The sequence below is a fragment of the Brucella tritici genome (assembly GCF_008932295.1).
Taxonomy (GTDB): Bacteria; Pseudomonadota; Alphaproteobacteria; order Rhizobiales; family Rhizobiaceae; genus Brucella; species Brucella tritici.
The window spans coordinates 25,959-42,985 of sequence record NZ_WBWA01000001.1; the positions used below are offsets into that span (position 1 = coordinate 25,959).

The window sequence follows — 17,027 nt, forward strand, 5'->3', positions numbered from 1 at the left end:
GCTCTCTGGCGATCAATGTTCCTCTACCGCATGTTAGCGCCAATTCGAAAATGGGAGTTTCGAAGGGAGGAGTTTACCCGTGAACCACATCAACATAGCCCCTGCATCGCACCCAATTCCGGGACCGTTCTCATCGACCGGATCACTGAAATTGCGTGCTCGAAGCTGAAGCGGAGCACGGACTGAGATTATTCACCAGCGCCAAACAGGCCGTCCCTCACGCATCCAAACGGAAGACAGAGAGACGAGTTGAAGGCAACGGAAAAACACCCTGAAACCGTTTCGCCGATCCGGTTCCACAACAAGGGGTGAGATTCAAAAATCGAGTGATTTGAAGGAGCAACCCATGGTCTCAATTACTAACGAACGGAGTGAAGTGCAAAGTACCAATAGCCGCCTGAAATCCATTATCGGTGGCTCGACCGGCAATCTGGTCGAATGGTTCGACTGGTACGTTTACGCAGCATTTGCGCTTTACTTTGCACCGCATTTCTTCCCGTCCGAAAGCCAGACCGCGCAACTCATGAGTGCCGCTGCAGTCTTCGCCGTTGGCTTTGTCATGCGCCCCATCGGTGCATGGATCATGGGGGTTTATGCCGACCGCAAGGGTCGCAAGGCAGGCCTTGCGCTGTCCGTGACGCTGATGTGTGCAGGTTCGCTCATCATCGCACTGACGCCGGATTACCAGACCATCGGCCTTGCAGCCCCGGCTCTCCTCGTACTCGCACGTTTGATGCAAGGCCTGTCGGTCGGCGGTGAATATGGCGCCAGCGCCACCTATCTGTCGGAAATGGCAGGCAAAGACCGTCGCGGCTTCTTCTCCTCGTTCCAGTACGTCACGCTCATTTCTGGGCAACTTCTCGCAATCCTGCTTCTGATCGTGCTTCAGTCGACAATGGAAACCCCTGCGCTGGAATCCTGGGGCTGGCGTATTCCGTTCTTCATCGGCGCCTTGCTTGCAGTAGTCGTATTCTGGCTGCGTCGCGGTCTTGCAGAAACCGAGAGCTTCAAGAATGCAAAGGCCAAGAACGCTCCGAAATCCGGTTTCTGGACGCTTATCAAGCATCATCCAAAGGAAACCGCTCTCGTCATGCTTCTGACTGCTGGCGGTACGCTCGCATTCTACGCATACTCGATCTACATGCAGAAGTTTCTCGTAAACACGTCTGGCTTCAGCCGCGAAGTGGCAAGTCAGATCAACGCGGTGACGCTGTTCGTCTTCATGTGCCTGCAACCGATCGCTGGTGCCTTGTCGGACAAGATCGGTCGCAAGCCATTGATGATCGCTTTCGGTGCCGCAGGTGTTCTTTTCACCTATCCGATCTTCACGACGCTGGAACAGACCCGCGATCCGATCACGGCCGGTTTGCTGGTCATGGGCGCGCTCATCATCGTCACCGGCTACACCTCCATTAATGCTGTCGTGAAGGCGGAGCTTTTCCCGGCGCATATCCGTGCACTCGGCGTAGCGCTGCCCTACGCACTGGCCAACACTCTCTTCGGTGGTACTGCCGAGTATGTTGCATTGAGCTTTAAGAATGGCGGATGGGAACGTGGCTTCTACTGGTACGTCACCATCATGATCGGCATTTCCCTGATCGTTTATCTGCGTATGCGGGATACGAGTAAGGACAGCATGATCAAGGAAGATTGACGCGCCTCCCAAGCGACAAGATGCCGGGCTTAAGCCCGGCATTTTTTATTCCTCTTGTTGTACAGTCCGAAACCGCCCTGGGCTTTGCCCCATCCATTTATGAAATGCGCGATAGAAGGCACTTGGCTCACTGTAACCAAGTTCGGCAGCCACTTCCGCTACACTTAGCTTGTTTTCCCGTAAAAGCCTTTCGGCTATCACGAAACGCAACTCATCCTTGATCGTCCCGAAATTCTGCCCCTCCCCGCGCAGCCTGCGCCGCAAGGTCGGCCCGGACATGCCAAGCCCCTTCGCCAGCCCTTCAAAAGACGGCCAGTCTGTGAATGGCAAAGCATTCAGTTGTGCGCGTACCCTTGCGGAAAGATCATTATCATAACGATAGCGGATCAGAATATTGGCCGGAGCCTCTCGTAAAAAACTCTCCAACGCCACATCGCTGCGGATAATCGGCAGCGATAGATAGGACGATGAAAAAACCAGCCGCGTCACCGGCTGATCGAATAATACCGGTGCTCCGAAGAACTTGTGATAATCCTGCCGGTGGACCGGTGCTGGACAAGCAAAGTCGAGCGTCCGCAACGGGATACGCCGCCCGATCAGCCAGCAGACCACCCCCATCAGGATCAGCCAATAGGCACGATAGGCAAAAGCAGGTCTTGGAGATCCGGCGTCGGTCAGAACGATATGGGCCATGCCATCGCGGATCCGCAATTCACCTTGCGGATCATCCAGTACCACATTGAGAAACTGCAACGCCCGTCGCAAAGCCCGTTCCAGCGTGCCGGCATGCAGCACAGCATGACAAAGCAGATTAAAGCTGCCGGGGCGCATCGGCCTTGCAGCCAGCCCGAAGAATTCGTCGTTGATCGTTTCAGCAATCAGCCACCACAAACGGCCATATTCCACATTGGTGATCGGTTCCACCACTGTTTCCGGCAGGCCGATCTTCACCATCAGGGGAGCCGTGTCCATCCCCCGAACACGCACGCTTTCGAGCGCATCCTCGACGAAGCCCGGCGCAATATTATGGCGTTCCATGGTTTCTCTATATTGCAAAATCGATCATACATTAATGCATCTAATGTCATTGTTTGCAATGCATGACGCGTTAACCTTCAGGAATGGTTGGCCACGAGGAGGTGGCTGTCAGGGAGGTTAAACTGGATGACTGAAACGTCCGTTTCAACGCGACCGGCGCGTTATGATTATGCCGTTGCGCAATTTCGCATCGAAGATGCCATTGCAAAGCTTCACGGCAATCTTGAAACCGGCATCAATGCCTGTGTTGAATGCTGCGACCGGCACACTGGCGATAACCGCGTAGCCCTCCGTGCAATTGCAGCCAATGGCGAACTTTCCGAATTCACCTTCGAGAACCTGAGGGATATGGCCGCTCGTGTCGGTAATGTACTGAAAGATGCAGGTATCGGCGCTGGCGACGTAGTCGCAGGCCTGTTGCCACGCACACCGGAACTCATTGCAACCATTCTCGGCGCATGGCGTATCGGCGCGATCTATCAGCCACTTTTCACCGCCTTTGGCCCGAAAGCAATCGAGCACCGTCTGAAGACCAGCAGCGCAAAGCTGGTCGTCACCAACACAGCCAACCGCTCCAAACTGACAGAAGTTGAAAACTGCCCCAACGTCGCAATCGTGCTGGCGCCCGGCGAAAACCTGCCAGCCAATGACATCGATTTTCGTGCTGCAACGGCTTCCGCTTCGGTCGATTGCGCGCCTATACTTCGCCAGAGTAGCGATCTGTTCATGATGATGTCGACCTCCGGCACGGCGGGTCTACCGAAAGGCGTACCGGTTCCGCTTTATGCGCTGATGGCATTCGGCGCCTATATGCGCGAAGCCATCGGTCTGCGTTCAGACGACATTTTCTGGAATATTGCTGATCCAGGCTGGGCCTATGGCCTTTATTATGCCGTGACTGGACCATTGCAGCTTGGCATGGCAACCACGCTTTACGAAGGTGGTTTCACTGCTGAAAGCACATATGACATCATCGAACGCCTTGGTGTCACCAGCCTCGCCGGTTCGCCGACTGCTTTCCGTCTGCTGATGGCAGAGGGACCGGAAGCTGCGAAACGTATCAAGGGGCGCCTGCGTGTAGTCTCCAGTGCCGGAGAGCCGCTTAATCCGGAAGTCATTCGCTGGTTCGACGCATATCTTGGTACACCAATCTACGATCACTACGGCCAGACCGAGCTTGGCATGGTCGTGAATAATCATCACGGCCTTGAACATTCCGTTCGGCATGGTTCGGCTGGCTATGCAATGCCCGGCTATCGTGTCGCGGTTCTAGATGAAGAGAGCAATGAACTTGGCCCTAATCAGCCCGGTATTCTCGCTGTGGATATAGCAAAATCGCCGCTTCTCTGGTTTTCCGGCTATTACAAGCAGGAAACGCCAGCCATTGCGGGCGGTTACTATCGCACCGGAGACACCGTGGAGTTCGAGCCGGATGGTTCGATCAGCTTCATTGGTCGCGCTGATGACGTTATAACATCATCCGGTTATCGCATCGGACCATTCGACGTCGAAAGTGCTCTTCTTGAGCACGCCGCCGTCAACGAAGCGGCGGTTGTCGGCGTACCGGACCCGCAGCGAACCGAAATTGTGAAGGCATTCGTTATCCTTGCGCCCGGTTTCGAAGGTACGCAGAAATTGAAGGATGAGCTGGCACTGCATGTGAAGAAGCGGCTCTCCGCCCATTCCTACCCGCGTGAAATTGACTTCCTGAGCGAACTTCCCAAGACGCCAAGTGGAAAAATCCAGCGTTTCCTCCTTCGCAAGGCGGAAATCGACAAACAGCAACAGACGAAGGCCTGAGGACAAGCATATGCAGATTAAAGATCGGGTATTTCTTATTACCGGTGCAAGCTCTGGCCTCGGTGCTGCGGTTGCAAAAATGGCCATTGATGCCGGCGGGAAAGTCATGCTTCTCGATGTGAATGCAGAAGCCGGTGAAGCACAGGCCAAAGCACTTGGTGCGATGGCAAAATTTCACCGCACCGACGTCACCAGCGACGTAGATGGCAAGGCTGCCATCGCTGCTGCACTGGAGGCTTTCGGGCGCGTTGATGCACTTGTCAACTGTGCCGGTGTGGCACCGGGTGAGAAGATTCTCGGACGTGATGGCGCGCATAGGCTGGAAAGCTTCACGCGCGCAATTTCGATCAATCTCATTGGCACATTCAACATGCTGCGTCTCGCTGCCGAAGCCATGGCAAAGAACGAGCCCGGCGAAGGTGGAGAACGAGGCGTCATCATCAATACGGCGTCCGTTGCAGCCTTCGACGGCCAGATCGGCCAAGCGGCATATTCAGCTTCCAAGGGCGGCGTCGCTGCCATGACATTGCCAGTGGCCCGCGAACTTGCACGTCACGGCATCCGCGTCATGACCATCGCGCCCGGAATATTCGCCACACCTATGATGGCTGGCATGCCGCAGGAGGTGCAGGATGCCCTCGGCGCTTCCGTGCCATTCCCGCCCCGCCTCGGTCGACCGGACGAATATGCGGCTCTTGCCCGCCACATCGTGGAAAACCAGATGCTTAACGGTGAAGTCATCCGTCTGGACGGCGCACTTCGCATGGCAGCAAAGTAACGAGGAACAATCATGTCCAACAGCGATCCTATTGTCATTGTCGGTGCTTCCCGTACTCCCATGGGCGGCTTTCAAGGTGATTTCGCCAATGCTCAGGCGACCGATCTCGGTGCTGCAGCCATTCACGGTGCACTTGCAGGCGCTGGCCTTGCGCCGGAAGCAGTAGAGGATGTCTATATGGGCTGCGTCCTGCCTGCTGGTCAGGGACAGGCTCCGGCGCGTCAGGCTTCGATCAAGGCCGGGATACCTGTTTCCACTGGCGCAACGACGGTCAACAAGATGTGCGGTTCGGGCATGAAGGCAACCATGCTGGCGCATGATCTGCTGCTGGCGGGTTCTGCCGATGTCATTGTTTCCGGCGGCATGGAGAGCATGACAAACTCCCCCTATCTGCTGCCTAAGGCACGTGGCGGCTATCGTATGGGGCACGGACAGATTATCGATCATATGTTCATCGATGGTCTCGAAGACGCCTACGACAAAGGCCGCCTCATGGGCACCTTTGCCGAAGACTGCGCGGAAGCTTATCAGTTCACGCGGGAAGCTCAGGATGAGTTCGCCATTGCCTCGCTGACACGCGCCCAGAATGCCATCAAGAATGGTCTTTTTGCCGCCGAAATTACGCCCGTTACCGTGAAGGCCGGGCGTAGCGAAGTCGACATTTCCATCGATGAGCAGCCCGGTAAGGCGAAACTGGACAAAATTCCGACCCTTCGCCCGGCATTTCGTGACGGCGGCACCGTGACGGCTGCCAACTCCTCCTCGATTTCGGACGGTGCGGCAGCCCTCGTTCTCATGCGTGCTTCCGAAGCGGAAAAACGCGGCCTCACCCCGCGTGCGGTTCTGGTCGGCCATGCGACCCATGCCGACAAACCGAACCTCTACCCGACCGCGCCCATTGGCGCGATAAACAAACTTTCGGCGAAAATCGGCTGGAACCTGAAAGATGTCGATCTCTTTGAGATCAATGAGGCTTTTGCGGTCGTAACCATGGCGGCGATGCGTGATCTCGATCTGCCGCATGACAAGGTCAATATTCATGGTGGCGCCTGCGCCCTTGGCCATCCTATCGGCGCGTCCGGCGCGCGTATTCTTGTCACCCTGCTTTCAGCCCTCGAAACCCATGGTCTGAAGCGCGGCGTTGCCGGCATCTGTCTGGGCGGTGGCGAAGCAACTGCGGTCGGCATTGAGAGGATCGTCTGATGCTCTTGAACGATACGCAGGAGCAGATTCGCGAAGCCGCCCGGCAGTTCGCACAGGAACGGCTCGCGCCGGGTGCTGCCGCACGCGACAGAGAGCATTCTTTCCCGGGCGCAGAGCTTGCCGAAATGGGCGAGCTTGGCTTTATGGGAATGCTGGTACCGGAAGAATGGGGCGGTTCCGATCTGGGAGCGGTTGCTTACGCTCTGGCGCTGGAAGAAATTGCTGCAGGCGATGGGGCATGTTCGACCATTGTTTCGGTCCACTCGTCTGTCGGCTGCGTTCCGATCCTGCGTTTCGGTACCGAAGAGCAGAAACAGCGTTTCCTGCCCAAGATGGCTTCCGGTGAATGGATTGGCGGGTTCGCATTGACCGAACCACAGGCCGGTTCGGATGCGTCTGCGCTCAAAACCCGCGCACGCCGCGACGGCGATCATTACGTGATCGACGGTTCCAAGCAGTTCATCACGTCGGGCAAGAATGGCAGCGTGGTGATCGTGTTCGCCGTTACCGATCCGTCGGCAGGCAAAAAAGGCATTTCGGCGTTCATCGTGCCGACCGATACTCCGGGCTACGAAGTTGTTTCCGTGGAACACAAGCTCGGCCAGCATTCATCGGATACCTGTGCGCTCGCTTTCACCGATATGCGCATTCCAGTAGAAAACCGGCTAGGCGATGAGGGCCAGGGCTACAAAATCGCACTTGCCAATCTGGAGGGCGGGCGCATCGGCATTGCTGCTCAATCAGTCGGCATGGCCCGCGCAGCATTCGAAGCTGCATGTACTTACGCCAAAGAGCGCATCACATTCGGCAAGCCAATTATCGAGCATCAGGCCGTCGCTTTCAGGCTTGCCGACATGGCAACGAAGATTGAGACAGCCCGTCAGATGGTTCTCCATGCAGCTGCGCTGCGCGAGGCAGGCAAACCGTGCCTGACTGAAGCATCAATGGCCAAACTTGTTGCCTCTGAAATGGCTGAACAGGTCAGCTCTGCCGCGATCCAGATTCATGGCGGTTACGGTTATCTGGCTGATTATCCAGTTGAGCGTATTTATCGCGATGTTCGCGTCTGCCAGATTTACGAAGGCACCAGCGACGTGCAGCGTCTTGTAATTGCGCGAGGAATGTGAAGGCCACTTGCGATAATGTTTGCAAGTCGTGGTGAAAATCGGCCAAAAGATCGCGTGCGGATACGAGGTATATCTGCACGCAAAATGTGAGGCCTGATGACTGTTCGCCCGATTGTAAACTATCCGGATAAACGGCTTCGCGTTGCAGCCGAGCCAGTCACCCTGTTCGACGGCGCTTTGCAGGAGCTAGGCACCGATCTTCTCGATACAATGCGCGCAGCACCGGGCATCGGTATAACCGCACCGCATATCGGCATATCAACACGTTTGGTGGTTTTGGAACTACCAACCGAACCAGGCCCAAAATTCTATGTAAATCCGGAAATCGTCTGGGCTTCAGAAGAAAAAATCCATCATCAGGAAGGCAGCGTCTCGATGCCGGGTGTTGTCGATGAGGTCGAGCGCCACGCCCGCATCACAATTCGCTATCAGGATCTCAATGGCAACGAGCAAACCGAGGAATCGGAAGGTCTGCTCGCCGTTTGCCATCAGCACGAAATCGACCAGCTTGACGGTATTTTCTGGATTCAGCGCCTTTCGCGATTGCGCCGAGACCGCCTCATCAAGCGCTATGAGAAATCGCAGCGCCCGAGATAGTTGGCGCTGCGAAATACACTCAATAGAGTAGACGGGCGCGGATAGTGCCGGGAATTTCGCGAATGGCCTGCAACACCGTTTCGCTGGCCTCACCGACGCCATCAGCTTCCATCACAAGATAGCCCACTTCGCCGTCGGTTTGCAGAAACTGGCTGGCGATGTTGATGTTATGCGTCGAGAAAACATTCACGAGGCTGTTGAGGATGCCCGGACGGTTTTCATGAACGTGCATGAAGCGCGTGCCCGTAGGGCGCGGCGGCAGCTGGACTTGCGGGAAGTTGACAGCGCCCAGCGTGGAACCGACATCAGAATATTCGACCAGTTTTCTGGTGACTTCCAAACCGATACGTTCCTGCGCTTCTTCCGTCGATCCGCCGATGTGAGGCGTGAGAATGACGTTTTCCAGTCCCTGAATGGGTGAAACGAACCTGTCGTTGTTGGAGGCTGGTTCAACCGGGAACACGTCGATGGCAGCACCTGCGAGGTGACCTTCCTGCAGAACCTTTGCCAGAGCTTCCAGATCAACAACCGTACCGCGCGCATTGTTGATGAGAAAGGCTCCCTTCTTCATCTTGCGCAGTTTCGCTTCGGTAATCAGCTTCGAAGTCGATTTATTTGACGGCACGTGCAGGCTGACAACGTCTGAAATCTTCAACAGTTCGTCGAGGCTCGCAGTTGGTTTGACATTGCCATATTGCAGCTTGTCGGACGTATCGAAATAACGCACAGTCATGCCGAGGCTTTCGGCCAGATTGCCGACTTGTGAACCGATATTGCCATAGCCGATGATACCAAGCGTCTTGCCGCGCACTTCACGGCTGCCGGTTGCCGTCTTGTCCCAACCGCCTGCATGTGCGGAGACGGAGCGTGGGAAAATCCGGCGCATCAGCATGATGATTTCGCCAATAACCAATTCCGCAACGGAACGGGTGTTCGAAAATGGTGCATTGAAGACCGGAATGCCGCGCTTGCGTGCAGCTTTCAGCTCAACCTGATTAGTCCCAACCGAGAAGCAACCGACTGCGATCAGGCGGTTAGCCGCAGTAAAAATCTCTTCAGTCAGTTGCGTCCGGGAACGAATGCCAACGATATGCGCTGACGAAATCGCTTCAATCAAATCGGCTTTATCCAGTGCCTTCGGCAGATGCGTGACATTGGTGTAACCGGAAGCTTTGAAGTAATCGACGGCCGTTTGATTGATGCCCTCTAGTAGAAGAACATTGATGCGGTCGCGTGCGAGTGAGAGACGTTCAGTCATTTTGGGGATTTCCAGGCTGTAACAGCAGATAGTCGGTTTACGACATGAATGAACGCAAAGCCGTCGTCAACAGGATGTGTTGAAAGATTTTACCCCAATTGCAGATTCACGGAGAAAGTGAATAGAGCTGCGCCTTTTCAGAAACCCCGGCGGACCTATCTGATTACTATGGCAAATAACAAAAGCTTCCATTTGGCTCACCTGCCAACCGAGCCAAAGATGTCCTTAATGACAGTAACCGGAGGAATACCCCCGATGAGTGAAACTATCACCCTCGATACGCATGAAGCCATTCGGGACTGGGTGGCCGCTCGCAACGGAAACCCAGCATTTGTCAGCACATCCACAGATCCCGATGCAGCGCCGGTATTGCGAATTGTTTTCGAGCCGGAATTCGTTGCCGATGTCGAACGGCCCTTGGATGCAGGAGGACTTGAAGTCGTGGAATGGGACGACTGGTTTCGCGTTTTCGACAGGGAAAAACTGGTCATACTGGTAGCACACTCGAAGCCAGGAAAACTTGATAATTTCTATCAAATCCTCCCGGCCTAATTGCTAATGAAATAATTACCTTTTGCCTATCAGGGGCTGACTTCAAGCCAGTTTCCCTGATCGGCCATTCAGTTCTTAAGCTTCTTGCCGATGGTTTCCGCGACCAGCGCCAGCGAAACGGCTCCCGCATCGGGATGACCGATGCTCTTTTCCGCCAACGGTCTCGCCCGACCGAGTTTCGGAGCAAGTGGTGCCGTCGCGTCGGCTGCGACCTTTGCAGTCTCCGCCGCTTTATTCCAAGCATCGGCCAGCGTCTTGCCAGATGCAAATTCGCTTTCAAGCGTTTCCACAAAAGGAACAAACGCATCCACCAATGTCTTGTCACCAGGCTTCGCCCGGCCAAGGATTGTCACTGAATCAAGCGCGCGCCTGCCACCGCGAACGACCGCACCATCATCAATGTTGCCATTGTCGGAAAGCTCCGCGCTCCATGAGCGCAGCAGAAGTCCCCATAGCGCTCCGGATGTTCCTCCAGCCCGGTCCGCCCAGGCGTCGCCTGCAACAGCCAATACGCTTGCGGTCCCCGCCCCGGCCTTGACGGCCTGGTCAGCTGCATCTTTTGCAGCCGTAGAGCCACGTCGCATGCCTTGCCCATGATCGCCGTCGCCTGCGAAGGCATCGATGCGACCCAGTTCTTCTTCGGCCTCGACCAGCACATCGGCGACGGCGTGCAAAATACCCTGCATGCAAACGGCACCGGCACGCCCGGCCTCATCCGCCTGAGCAAAATCGGGCGCCGCATCCTCGTTGGCAATGACATCGCATGCGGGCTCGACTGTGATCGCTTCGCCGCGACGCAGAACCGGAGTATCGCAAGCTGCCGTCCAATAGCGCTCGAGTTCGTCATCGAGCCAAAGAAGGGTCAGCGAACAGCCTTGCATGTCAAGACTGGTAACAAACTCACCAGCTTCCGGAGCTACAACGTCAAGACCAGCTTTTTCCAGCAGCGACGCAATCGCCGTCCACAGGACAAACAGTTCTTCGTACTTGGTTGCACCAAGGCCGTTCAGGATAACACCAACTTTCTGCACGCCTTTTGGACGCTCTGCCAGAAGCTTCTCCACCAGCAGGCTTGCCAGACCAGAAGCAGGCAAGATCGCCTCTTCCTTGATCCCCGGCTCGCCATGAATGCCGAGACCAAGCGCCATCTGGCCTTCCGGCACTGTAAAGAGTGGGTGCGGCGCACCCGGCAGTGTGCAGCCTTTAAAGGCGACACCAAACGACACGGTGTTCGCATTGGCGTGACGTGACAGCCGTTCGACCTCGTCCAGTGACAGACCGGCTTCGGCAGCCGCGCCCGCAATCTTGAACACAACCAGATCGCCCGCAATTCCGCGCCGCTTCTCATGCATTTCCGCCGAAGCGCTGGCCACGTCGTCGGTTACAGGCACGATACGAACGTCGATACCCTCGGCACGCAGACGTTCGGCAGCAACGCCAAAATTGAGGACATCCCCGGCGTAATTGCCAAAGCCCAGCAGGATACCGCCGCCCTTGTGGGCCTGTCGGCAGACACGCGCCACTGCCGCCGTGGAAGGCGACGCAAATACGTCGCCTGCGACGGCTGCATCCGCGAGGCCCGGCCCCACATATCCGGCAAACGCCGGGTAATGACCGGAGCCGCCTCCGACGACCACAGCGACCTTGCCTTGAGGGACCTTTGTGGAACGAACAACGCCGCCACGCACGTGGCGAACATAGCGGTTATAGATGCTGGCAAACCCGGCAAGAGCGGTCGAGGCAAACTCCTCCGGCGCGTCGAAAATCGTCGTCATTGAAACAGTCCTTGGTCTGGGTCATTAGCCGCGTGGCAGGATGCGGCGCAGGTAGTCACGATTTGTAGCCGAAACGGAAAGCCCGTCGCCACCATAATGTTCGCATAAAAACGGGCTGGCAAATCCGTGATCCAGCGCCATTCTGATCGCTGCACGATAATTGATGATCCCGCTTTCGAGGGGAGCAGGATGTGTGACGATAACACCGGAGGCTGGATCTTCTGCACGGGTGTAGTTCTTGACGTGCCAGAATTTTGCGTAAGGCGCGACCTTCTCCATCATCTGCTGCCAATGCTCGACCGGACGGTGCAGACGAATGAGATTACCCAGATCGGCATTGATCCCGACACTATCGAGGCCGACTTCCTCGACAAAACGAACCGAACTGTCCGCAGTACCGAGATAAGTATCCTCATACATTTCAAGAGACAGCTCTATGCCAAGCTCCTCTGCGTGGCGACCGAGTTCGCGAATTCGTTCAACAGCCTTGTTCCAGACAGCCGGATCGTCCGGGTTCTTCGCTCCGTCGACCGTCCAGAACCATAATGCCTGTTTCTGCGCGTCTGTCAGCGGTTCAAAAAGCCCGAAAGAAACGCAACTGGCACCGATTTCCTTTGCCGTGTCGATAACCCTGTGCCCATAGGCCAGATATTCATCGCCATGTTGTGCATCGATCACGCTGCGCCGCGAAGTCGAAATCGCAGGAATAGTGAAACCAAGCGATTTGGCGGCCGCCACAAATTCATCAAGACGAGGGGGTGGCAAATCCGCCAGCCGCAACCAGCTGTCAGTCGGATCGAGTTCGGTAAACCCTGCATCCGCAACGTCGGACAAAGTACGAGCCCAATCTTCTGCCGACTGATCCTGCACCGAACTGCCATCCGGCAGCATATTGGGATACTGGATCATCGCTGCCGCAATTGGCCAGTTTTTGCGTGTCCATTTCGAAGTCGTCTGTTTCAACTTACATTCCCGTTCTATTGAGTAATCCATCGAAATCAGGCCACGTTACCCTTACCGGAGGGCATTTCGGGTTTCCGGCTACGCAGTTTGCCAATGCCCCAGAAGATCGCGGGCGAGACAAGCAGGAAGACGCCGAGCGTCATCAGCGACGCAACCAAACCATTCGACCAGAATATCGAAAGCTCACCGTTAGACATCATCATCGACTGACGGAAGGCATCTTCTGCCTTATCGCCCAGAACCATGGCGAGAACCAACGGTGCCAATGGATAGTCAAGTTTCTTAAAGATATAGCCCAGCACACCAAATGCGATCACCAGCCAGACGTCGGCTATCGAGTTGGCGACCTGATAAGCGCCAGAGAAAATGACCGCGACAATAATCGGTCCAATGATCGAGAACGGCACGCGCAGGATAGATGCGTAGAGCGGTACAGTCGCAATTACCAGAATGACGGCAACAATATTGCCGAGATACATGGAGGCAATCAGGCCCCAGACGAAATCCGGGCGATCCGTGAACAATGTCGGGCCAGGAGTGAGGCCCCAGATCATCAGGCCGCCCATCATCACAGCAGCGGTAGCCGAGCCCGGCACACCAAGTGCCAGCATGGGGAGAAGCGCAGATGTACCTGCCGAATGGTCCGCAGTTTCCGGCGCCACAATACCGCGTGGGTCTCCCTGGCCGAACTTCGACTTATCGCGAGCGGAACGACGAGCCACACCGTAGCTCATAAAGGATGCAGCCGTTGGCCCGGCGGGCGTTATGCCCATCCAGATACCGATCAGCGTTGAGCGCGCAAGCGTGAACCAGTAGCGCGGCATTTCAAGAAGCGTACGCCCAATCTCACCGAGACGCACCCGTGCCTTGATGCCGTCAAAGCGTAACCCCTCCTCCGTCGTCAGCAACAGTTCGCCGATCCCGAACAGGCCCATCACGGCAATCAGAAAGGAAATACCCTTGATGAGTTCCGGTATTTCGAATGTCAGGCGCAAGTTACCGGAGATCGTGTCCATGCCCACCGAAGCAAAAGCAAAACCGATCATCATAGAAACGAGTGCCTTGAAAGGCGATTGAGCGCCCATGGATATGAAGCTGGCAAAAGCCAGAAAATAGACAGCGAAATATTCCGGTGATGAAAACCGCAGGGCGAAATTGGCGACCCAGCTCGAAAGCAGTGTAATCATCACCACGCCAGCCAGTGCGCCGATACCAGCCGAAACGAATGCCAGCGTCAGGGCGCGGCTCGCATGTCCGGCCTTCGCCATCGGATATCCATCGAAAGTGGTGGCAACGGACGAAGGCTCGCCTGGAATATTGAACAGAATGGACGTGGTCGATCCACCGAACAATGCCCCCCAATACATACAGGAAAGCAGAATAATCGCGGAGATAGGGTCCATCGTGAATGTTAGCGGCAAAAGCAGGGAAACACCGTTGGGCGCGCCCAAACCCGGCAGGACACCTACCAGAATTCCTAGCGTCACACCCAGCATCATCAGCAGAACATGATTGAAACTGAGTATGTGGGCGAAGCCATCCATCAGGAGACTGAAATTTTCCATGTCTTTCCTCCAAAGACATCGGACTTTCCGGTATCAATAAATGCCGAAGAAAGCCTCGACCGGGCCTTTAAGGAGCGGAACCTTGAAGCCGATTTCAAAAATGACGAAAAAGAAGAGGGAAACGGCAATACCGGCTGGCACGGAAGCCCACCACTTGTAGCGTCCCTGAAACATCATCGCTCCAGCGATGTAGAGTGCCGTGCCGACATAAAGTCCGAGAACCGTGGATATGGCAGCGAAGGCAACCAGCGGCAAGGCGAAACCGAGAACCGGCTTCAACCGGGAGAGTTCAACAAAGACTTCTCCGCTGCCACGATGTTTAATAAATGCAACAACGAGATTGACCGCACTTCCGAACATGATCAGCAGTCCGATGTAGAACGGGAAATAACCCGCATCCGGCCCCATTTCCGTCCAGCCTGTACCAGCCTGTTGTGAGCCGTAACAGACCGCCGCTCCCAGCGCGCCTGTCAGGAGAGCAACGCCCGCTTCGATGACGAATCGGGAAACGCCGCCTTCACCTTTCTCACTCATGGGATGAGCTCCTTCGATGAATGATGCAGACGCCATTGGCGTCTGCATGAATGCACAAAACGTCAGTTGGCAAGCCAACCTTCTCGCTTCAACACGGCCGTTACCGCTGTTTCATCGTTCTTGATAAAGGATGAGAGTTCATTACCGCTCATATAGGCGGCAGATTGCGAACTATCGGCAAGATACTTCGCCCATTCAGGTGTCTCGGCAACCTTCTTGAGTATGCCTGCATAGTAATCGACGACGTCCTGATCGACACCTGCGGGAAGCCATACCGTGCGTGGCATGGAGTAATTTTCGATAGCGATCCCTGCTTCCTTGCAGGTCGGGATGTCGCTCCATCCCATATCGCCAGCAACCTTGCCATCACCCTTGAGTTTTTCACCCTTGAAGACGCAAAGCGGCTTCACCATGCCCGCCTGCCATTGACCGAGGTTCTCACTCGGATTGTTGACATTGGCTGCAATGTGCTCGCCCGCGAGCTGAACAGCGGCTTCGCCACCGCTTTTGAACGGGATATAGCCGAGTTTCGAACCCGTGGCATCGTTGATCATGGATGTCAAAATCTGGTCAACGTCTTTGGACTGACTGCCGCCAACCTTCATGTCCGCATCATCTTTCGCCTTGGCGATAAACTCTGCGGCCGTCTTGAAGTCAGACTTTCCGTTGACCCAAAGAATGAATTCGTCCGAAGCAAGCGCCGAGACTGGGAGCAAATCTGCCGACTTATAAGGAACTTTGGCGCGTACTGGCAAAAGGTAGGCGTTGTTCGTGCCGAAGGCGAGCTTGTATGGATCGCCCTTATAGCCAGCAGTATAGACAAAGCCTTCCGCCCCGCCTGCGCTGCCCTTGTTTGTGACGACGATTGGCGCACTCATCAGGTCATATTTGCCGATGATCGACTGGATCGTACGCGCGAAAATATCCGTACCGCCGCCCGGTCCGGCTGTCACGACAAACTCCACAGGCCGTGTCGGTTCAAATGCCAGGGCAGATGATGCGATCACTGCCACCCCCGCTGCCAGGCATGCGATATGTAGAGACTTCTTCATGGTCTATCCTCCCAGTTAAGCGGCACGGGCCTCCCCCCATGCCGATAGTGTCAAAATGTCGAAAATCAGGCAGCGTCTGAAAGTGCAGCCGCTCTTTTCGCCATTCGTGCCGCGAGTAGGATTGCTTCGCGCGTGGCTCCCACGTCGGCGATGCCCTTCCCGGCAATATCGTAGGCAGTGCCATGGGCAGGCGTGCAGAGCGGGAATGGCAATCCACCCATCATTGTCACGCCTTTGTCGAACCCCATCAGCTTCATCGCGATCTGCCCCTGATCGTGATACATGGTCAGTACCGCCTGAAAGCCATCCTTCAGAGCACGCAGGAACACTGTGTCAGCCGGGAACGGACCATCGACATCGAACCCCTTGGTCTTCGCTGCCTTGACGGCAGGTTCAATGATGTCGATTTCTTCCATGCCAAAGCTGCCGCCGTCGCCAGCATGTGGATTGAGCCCAGCCACTGCAATCTTCGGATTGTCATATCCCGCCTTCTTCAAGCACATCCAGGCCAGTTCCAGCTCGGCGAGAATTCCTTCAACAGTCAGGGTCGAGGCCACATCCTTGAGCGGAATATGCGACGTCACGCGCGCGTTCCAGACTTTCTCCAGAACGTTGAACTCACGCACCTTGCCTGTGAAGCTCAGCACATCCGCAACAAAGCGGATTTCGTCGTCGTAACCCGGATAGGCAAACCGCATGGCCTGCTTGTTGAATGGCGTAAAGCAAACAGCCTGCGCATGTCCGGCATCAGCAAATTTCAATGCAGTACGAAAGTTCTGAGTTGCAAAAGTTCCGCCGACCAACGTGGCTTCACTACACACAACATCCTTCGGATCGAGATTTTTCAAGTCAACGAAGACGTGTTTGCCGACCGGCATGTTAGGCGCATTTTCGAGAGTGGAATCCTGCAGATCAAGCTCAACACCCGCTATACGCGCACCTTCGTCCAGAACGCGGCGATCACCAAAGACGATGATATGCGCTTCTTTTCGGACATCCGGCAAAGCGAGGAGACGTGCCGTCAGCTCGGGACTGACACCGGCTGGATCCCCCATTGCAAGCGCAATTACGCTCGGTTCAGCGCCAGTAACGGTCATTAGCATCCTCCTCATCTGCATTTTGTATGCAGCA

15 protein-coding genes are annotated in these 17,027 nt (G+C 55.7%); 7 read left to right on the plus strand and 8 right to left on the minus strand.

The annotated features are described in order from the left end of the window. Positions 1–346: 346 nt before the first annotated feature. Positions 347–1,654 (plus strand): MFS transporter, encoded by a 1,308-nt coding sequence (locus F9K91_RS00120; RefSeq protein WP_151555163.1) that lies wholly within the window; start codon positions 347–349, stop codon positions 1,652–1,654. Between the two features lie 45 nt (positions 1,655–1,699). Here the strand turns inward: F9K91_RS00120 and F9K91_RS00125 are convergent, their stop codons facing one another. Next, complete coding sequence (locus F9K91_RS00125; protein WP_151555162.1) at positions 1,700–2,692, minus strand: AraC family transcriptional regulator; 993 nt, start codon at positions 2,690–2,692, stop codon at positions 1,700–1,702. Between the two features lie 126 nt (positions 2,693–2,818). Between F9K91_RS00125 and F9K91_RS00130 the strand changes: the two genes are divergently transcribed. The 5 genes from F9K91_RS00130 to F9K91_RS00150 all read left to right on the plus strand — a co-directional run bounded on the left by F9K91_RS00130 (position 2,819) and on the right by F9K91_RS00150 (position 8,197). Continuing rightward, the gene (locus F9K91_RS00130; RefSeq protein WP_151555161.1) at positions 2,819–4,492 is read left to right on the plus strand and encodes an acyl-CoA synthetase; all 1,674 of its coding nucleotides are present in this window, start codon (positions 2,819–2,821) and stop codon (positions 4,490–4,492) included. A 10-nt stretch (positions 4,493–4,502) separates the two neighbouring features. Beyond that, on the plus strand, positions 4,503–5,270 hold the full coding sequence (locus F9K91_RS00135; protein WP_151555160.1) for a 3-hydroxyacyl-CoA dehydrogenase: 768 nt from the start codon (positions 4,503–4,505) through the stop codon (positions 5,268–5,270). Positions 5,271–5,282: 12 nt separating this feature from the next. Further along, positions 5,283–6,473: an acetyl-CoA C-acyltransferase gene (locus F9K91_RS00140; protein ID WP_151676870.1), complete on the plus strand. Its 1,191-nt coding sequence runs from the start codon at positions 5,283–5,285 to the stop codon at positions 6,471–6,473. Beyond that, on the plus strand, positions 6,473–7,600 hold the full coding sequence (locus F9K91_RS00145) for an acyl-CoA dehydrogenase family protein (protein ID WP_151676871.1): 1,128 nt from the start codon (positions 6,473–6,475) through the stop codon (positions 7,598–7,600). Before F9K91_RS00140 ends, F9K91_RS00145 begins: the two co-directional genes overlap by 1 nt. A gap of 96 nt (positions 7,601–7,696) precedes the next feature. Then, positions 7,697–8,197 carry a peptide deformylase gene (locus F9K91_RS00150; RefSeq protein ID WP_151555157.1) on the plus strand — a complete coding sequence of 167 codons (501 nt, stop codon included), beginning with the start codon at positions 7,697–7,699 and terminating at the stop codon, positions 8,195–8,197. A gap of 19 nt (positions 8,198–8,216) precedes the next feature. Here the strand turns inward: F9K91_RS00150 and serA are convergent, their stop codons facing one another. Then, positions 8,217–9,455 carry a phosphoglycerate dehydrogenase gene (gene serA, locus F9K91_RS00155; RefSeq protein WP_151555156.1) on the minus strand — a complete coding sequence of 413 codons (1,239 nt, stop codon included), beginning with the start codon at positions 9,453–9,455 and terminating at the stop codon, positions 8,217–8,219. A 255-nt stretch (positions 9,456–9,710) separates the two neighbouring features. On the opposite strand from serA, the gene F9K91_RS00160 reads away from it, so the two are divergent. Beyond that, the gene (locus F9K91_RS00160) at positions 9,711–10,007 is read left to right on the plus strand and encodes a hypothetical protein (RefSeq protein ID WP_151676872.1); all 297 of its coding nucleotides are present in this window, start codon (positions 9,711–9,713) and stop codon (positions 10,005–10,007) included. A 68-nt stretch (positions 10,008–10,075) separates the two neighbouring features. On the opposite strand, the gene F9K91_RS00165 is transcribed toward F9K91_RS00160, so the two are convergent. The 6 genes from F9K91_RS00165 to F9K91_RS00190 all read right to left on the minus strand — a co-directional run bounded on the left by F9K91_RS00165 (position 10,076) and on the right by F9K91_RS00190 (position 16,993). After that, a complete protein-coding gene (locus tag F9K91_RS00165; protein WP_151676873.1) occupies positions 10,076–11,782 on the minus strand; it encodes a dihydroxyacetone kinase family protein in 1,707 nt (568 codons plus the stop codon). Between the two features lie 24 nt (positions 11,783–11,806). Beyond that, complete coding sequence (locus tag F9K91_RS00170; protein WP_167522134.1) at positions 11,807–12,775, minus strand: sugar phosphate isomerase/epimerase family protein; 969 nt, start codon at positions 12,773–12,775, stop codon at positions 11,807–11,809. A gap of 5 nt (positions 12,776–12,780) precedes the next feature. Further along, complete coding sequence (locus tag F9K91_RS00175) at positions 12,781–14,310, minus strand: tripartite tricarboxylate transporter permease (protein ID WP_151676874.1); 1,530 nt, start codon at positions 14,308–14,310, stop codon at positions 12,781–12,783. Between the two features lie 33 nt (positions 14,311–14,343). Further along, entirely contained in the window at positions 14,344–14,844 is a 501-nt protein-coding gene (locus F9K91_RS00180) for a tripartite tricarboxylate transporter TctB family protein (protein WP_151555152.1), read from the minus strand. A gap of 62 nt (positions 14,845–14,906) precedes the next feature. Next, complete coding sequence (locus F9K91_RS00185) at positions 14,907–15,896, minus strand: Bug family tripartite tricarboxylate transporter substrate binding protein (protein ID WP_151651428.1); 990 nt, start codon at positions 15,894–15,896, stop codon at positions 14,907–14,909. Between the two features lie 65 nt (positions 15,897–15,961). Then, entirely contained in the window at positions 15,962–16,993 is a 1,032-nt protein-coding gene (locus F9K91_RS00190; protein WP_151676875.1) for a 4-hydroxythreonine-4-phosphate dehydrogenase PdxA, read from the minus strand. Positions 16,994–17,027 lie beyond the last annotated feature (34 nt).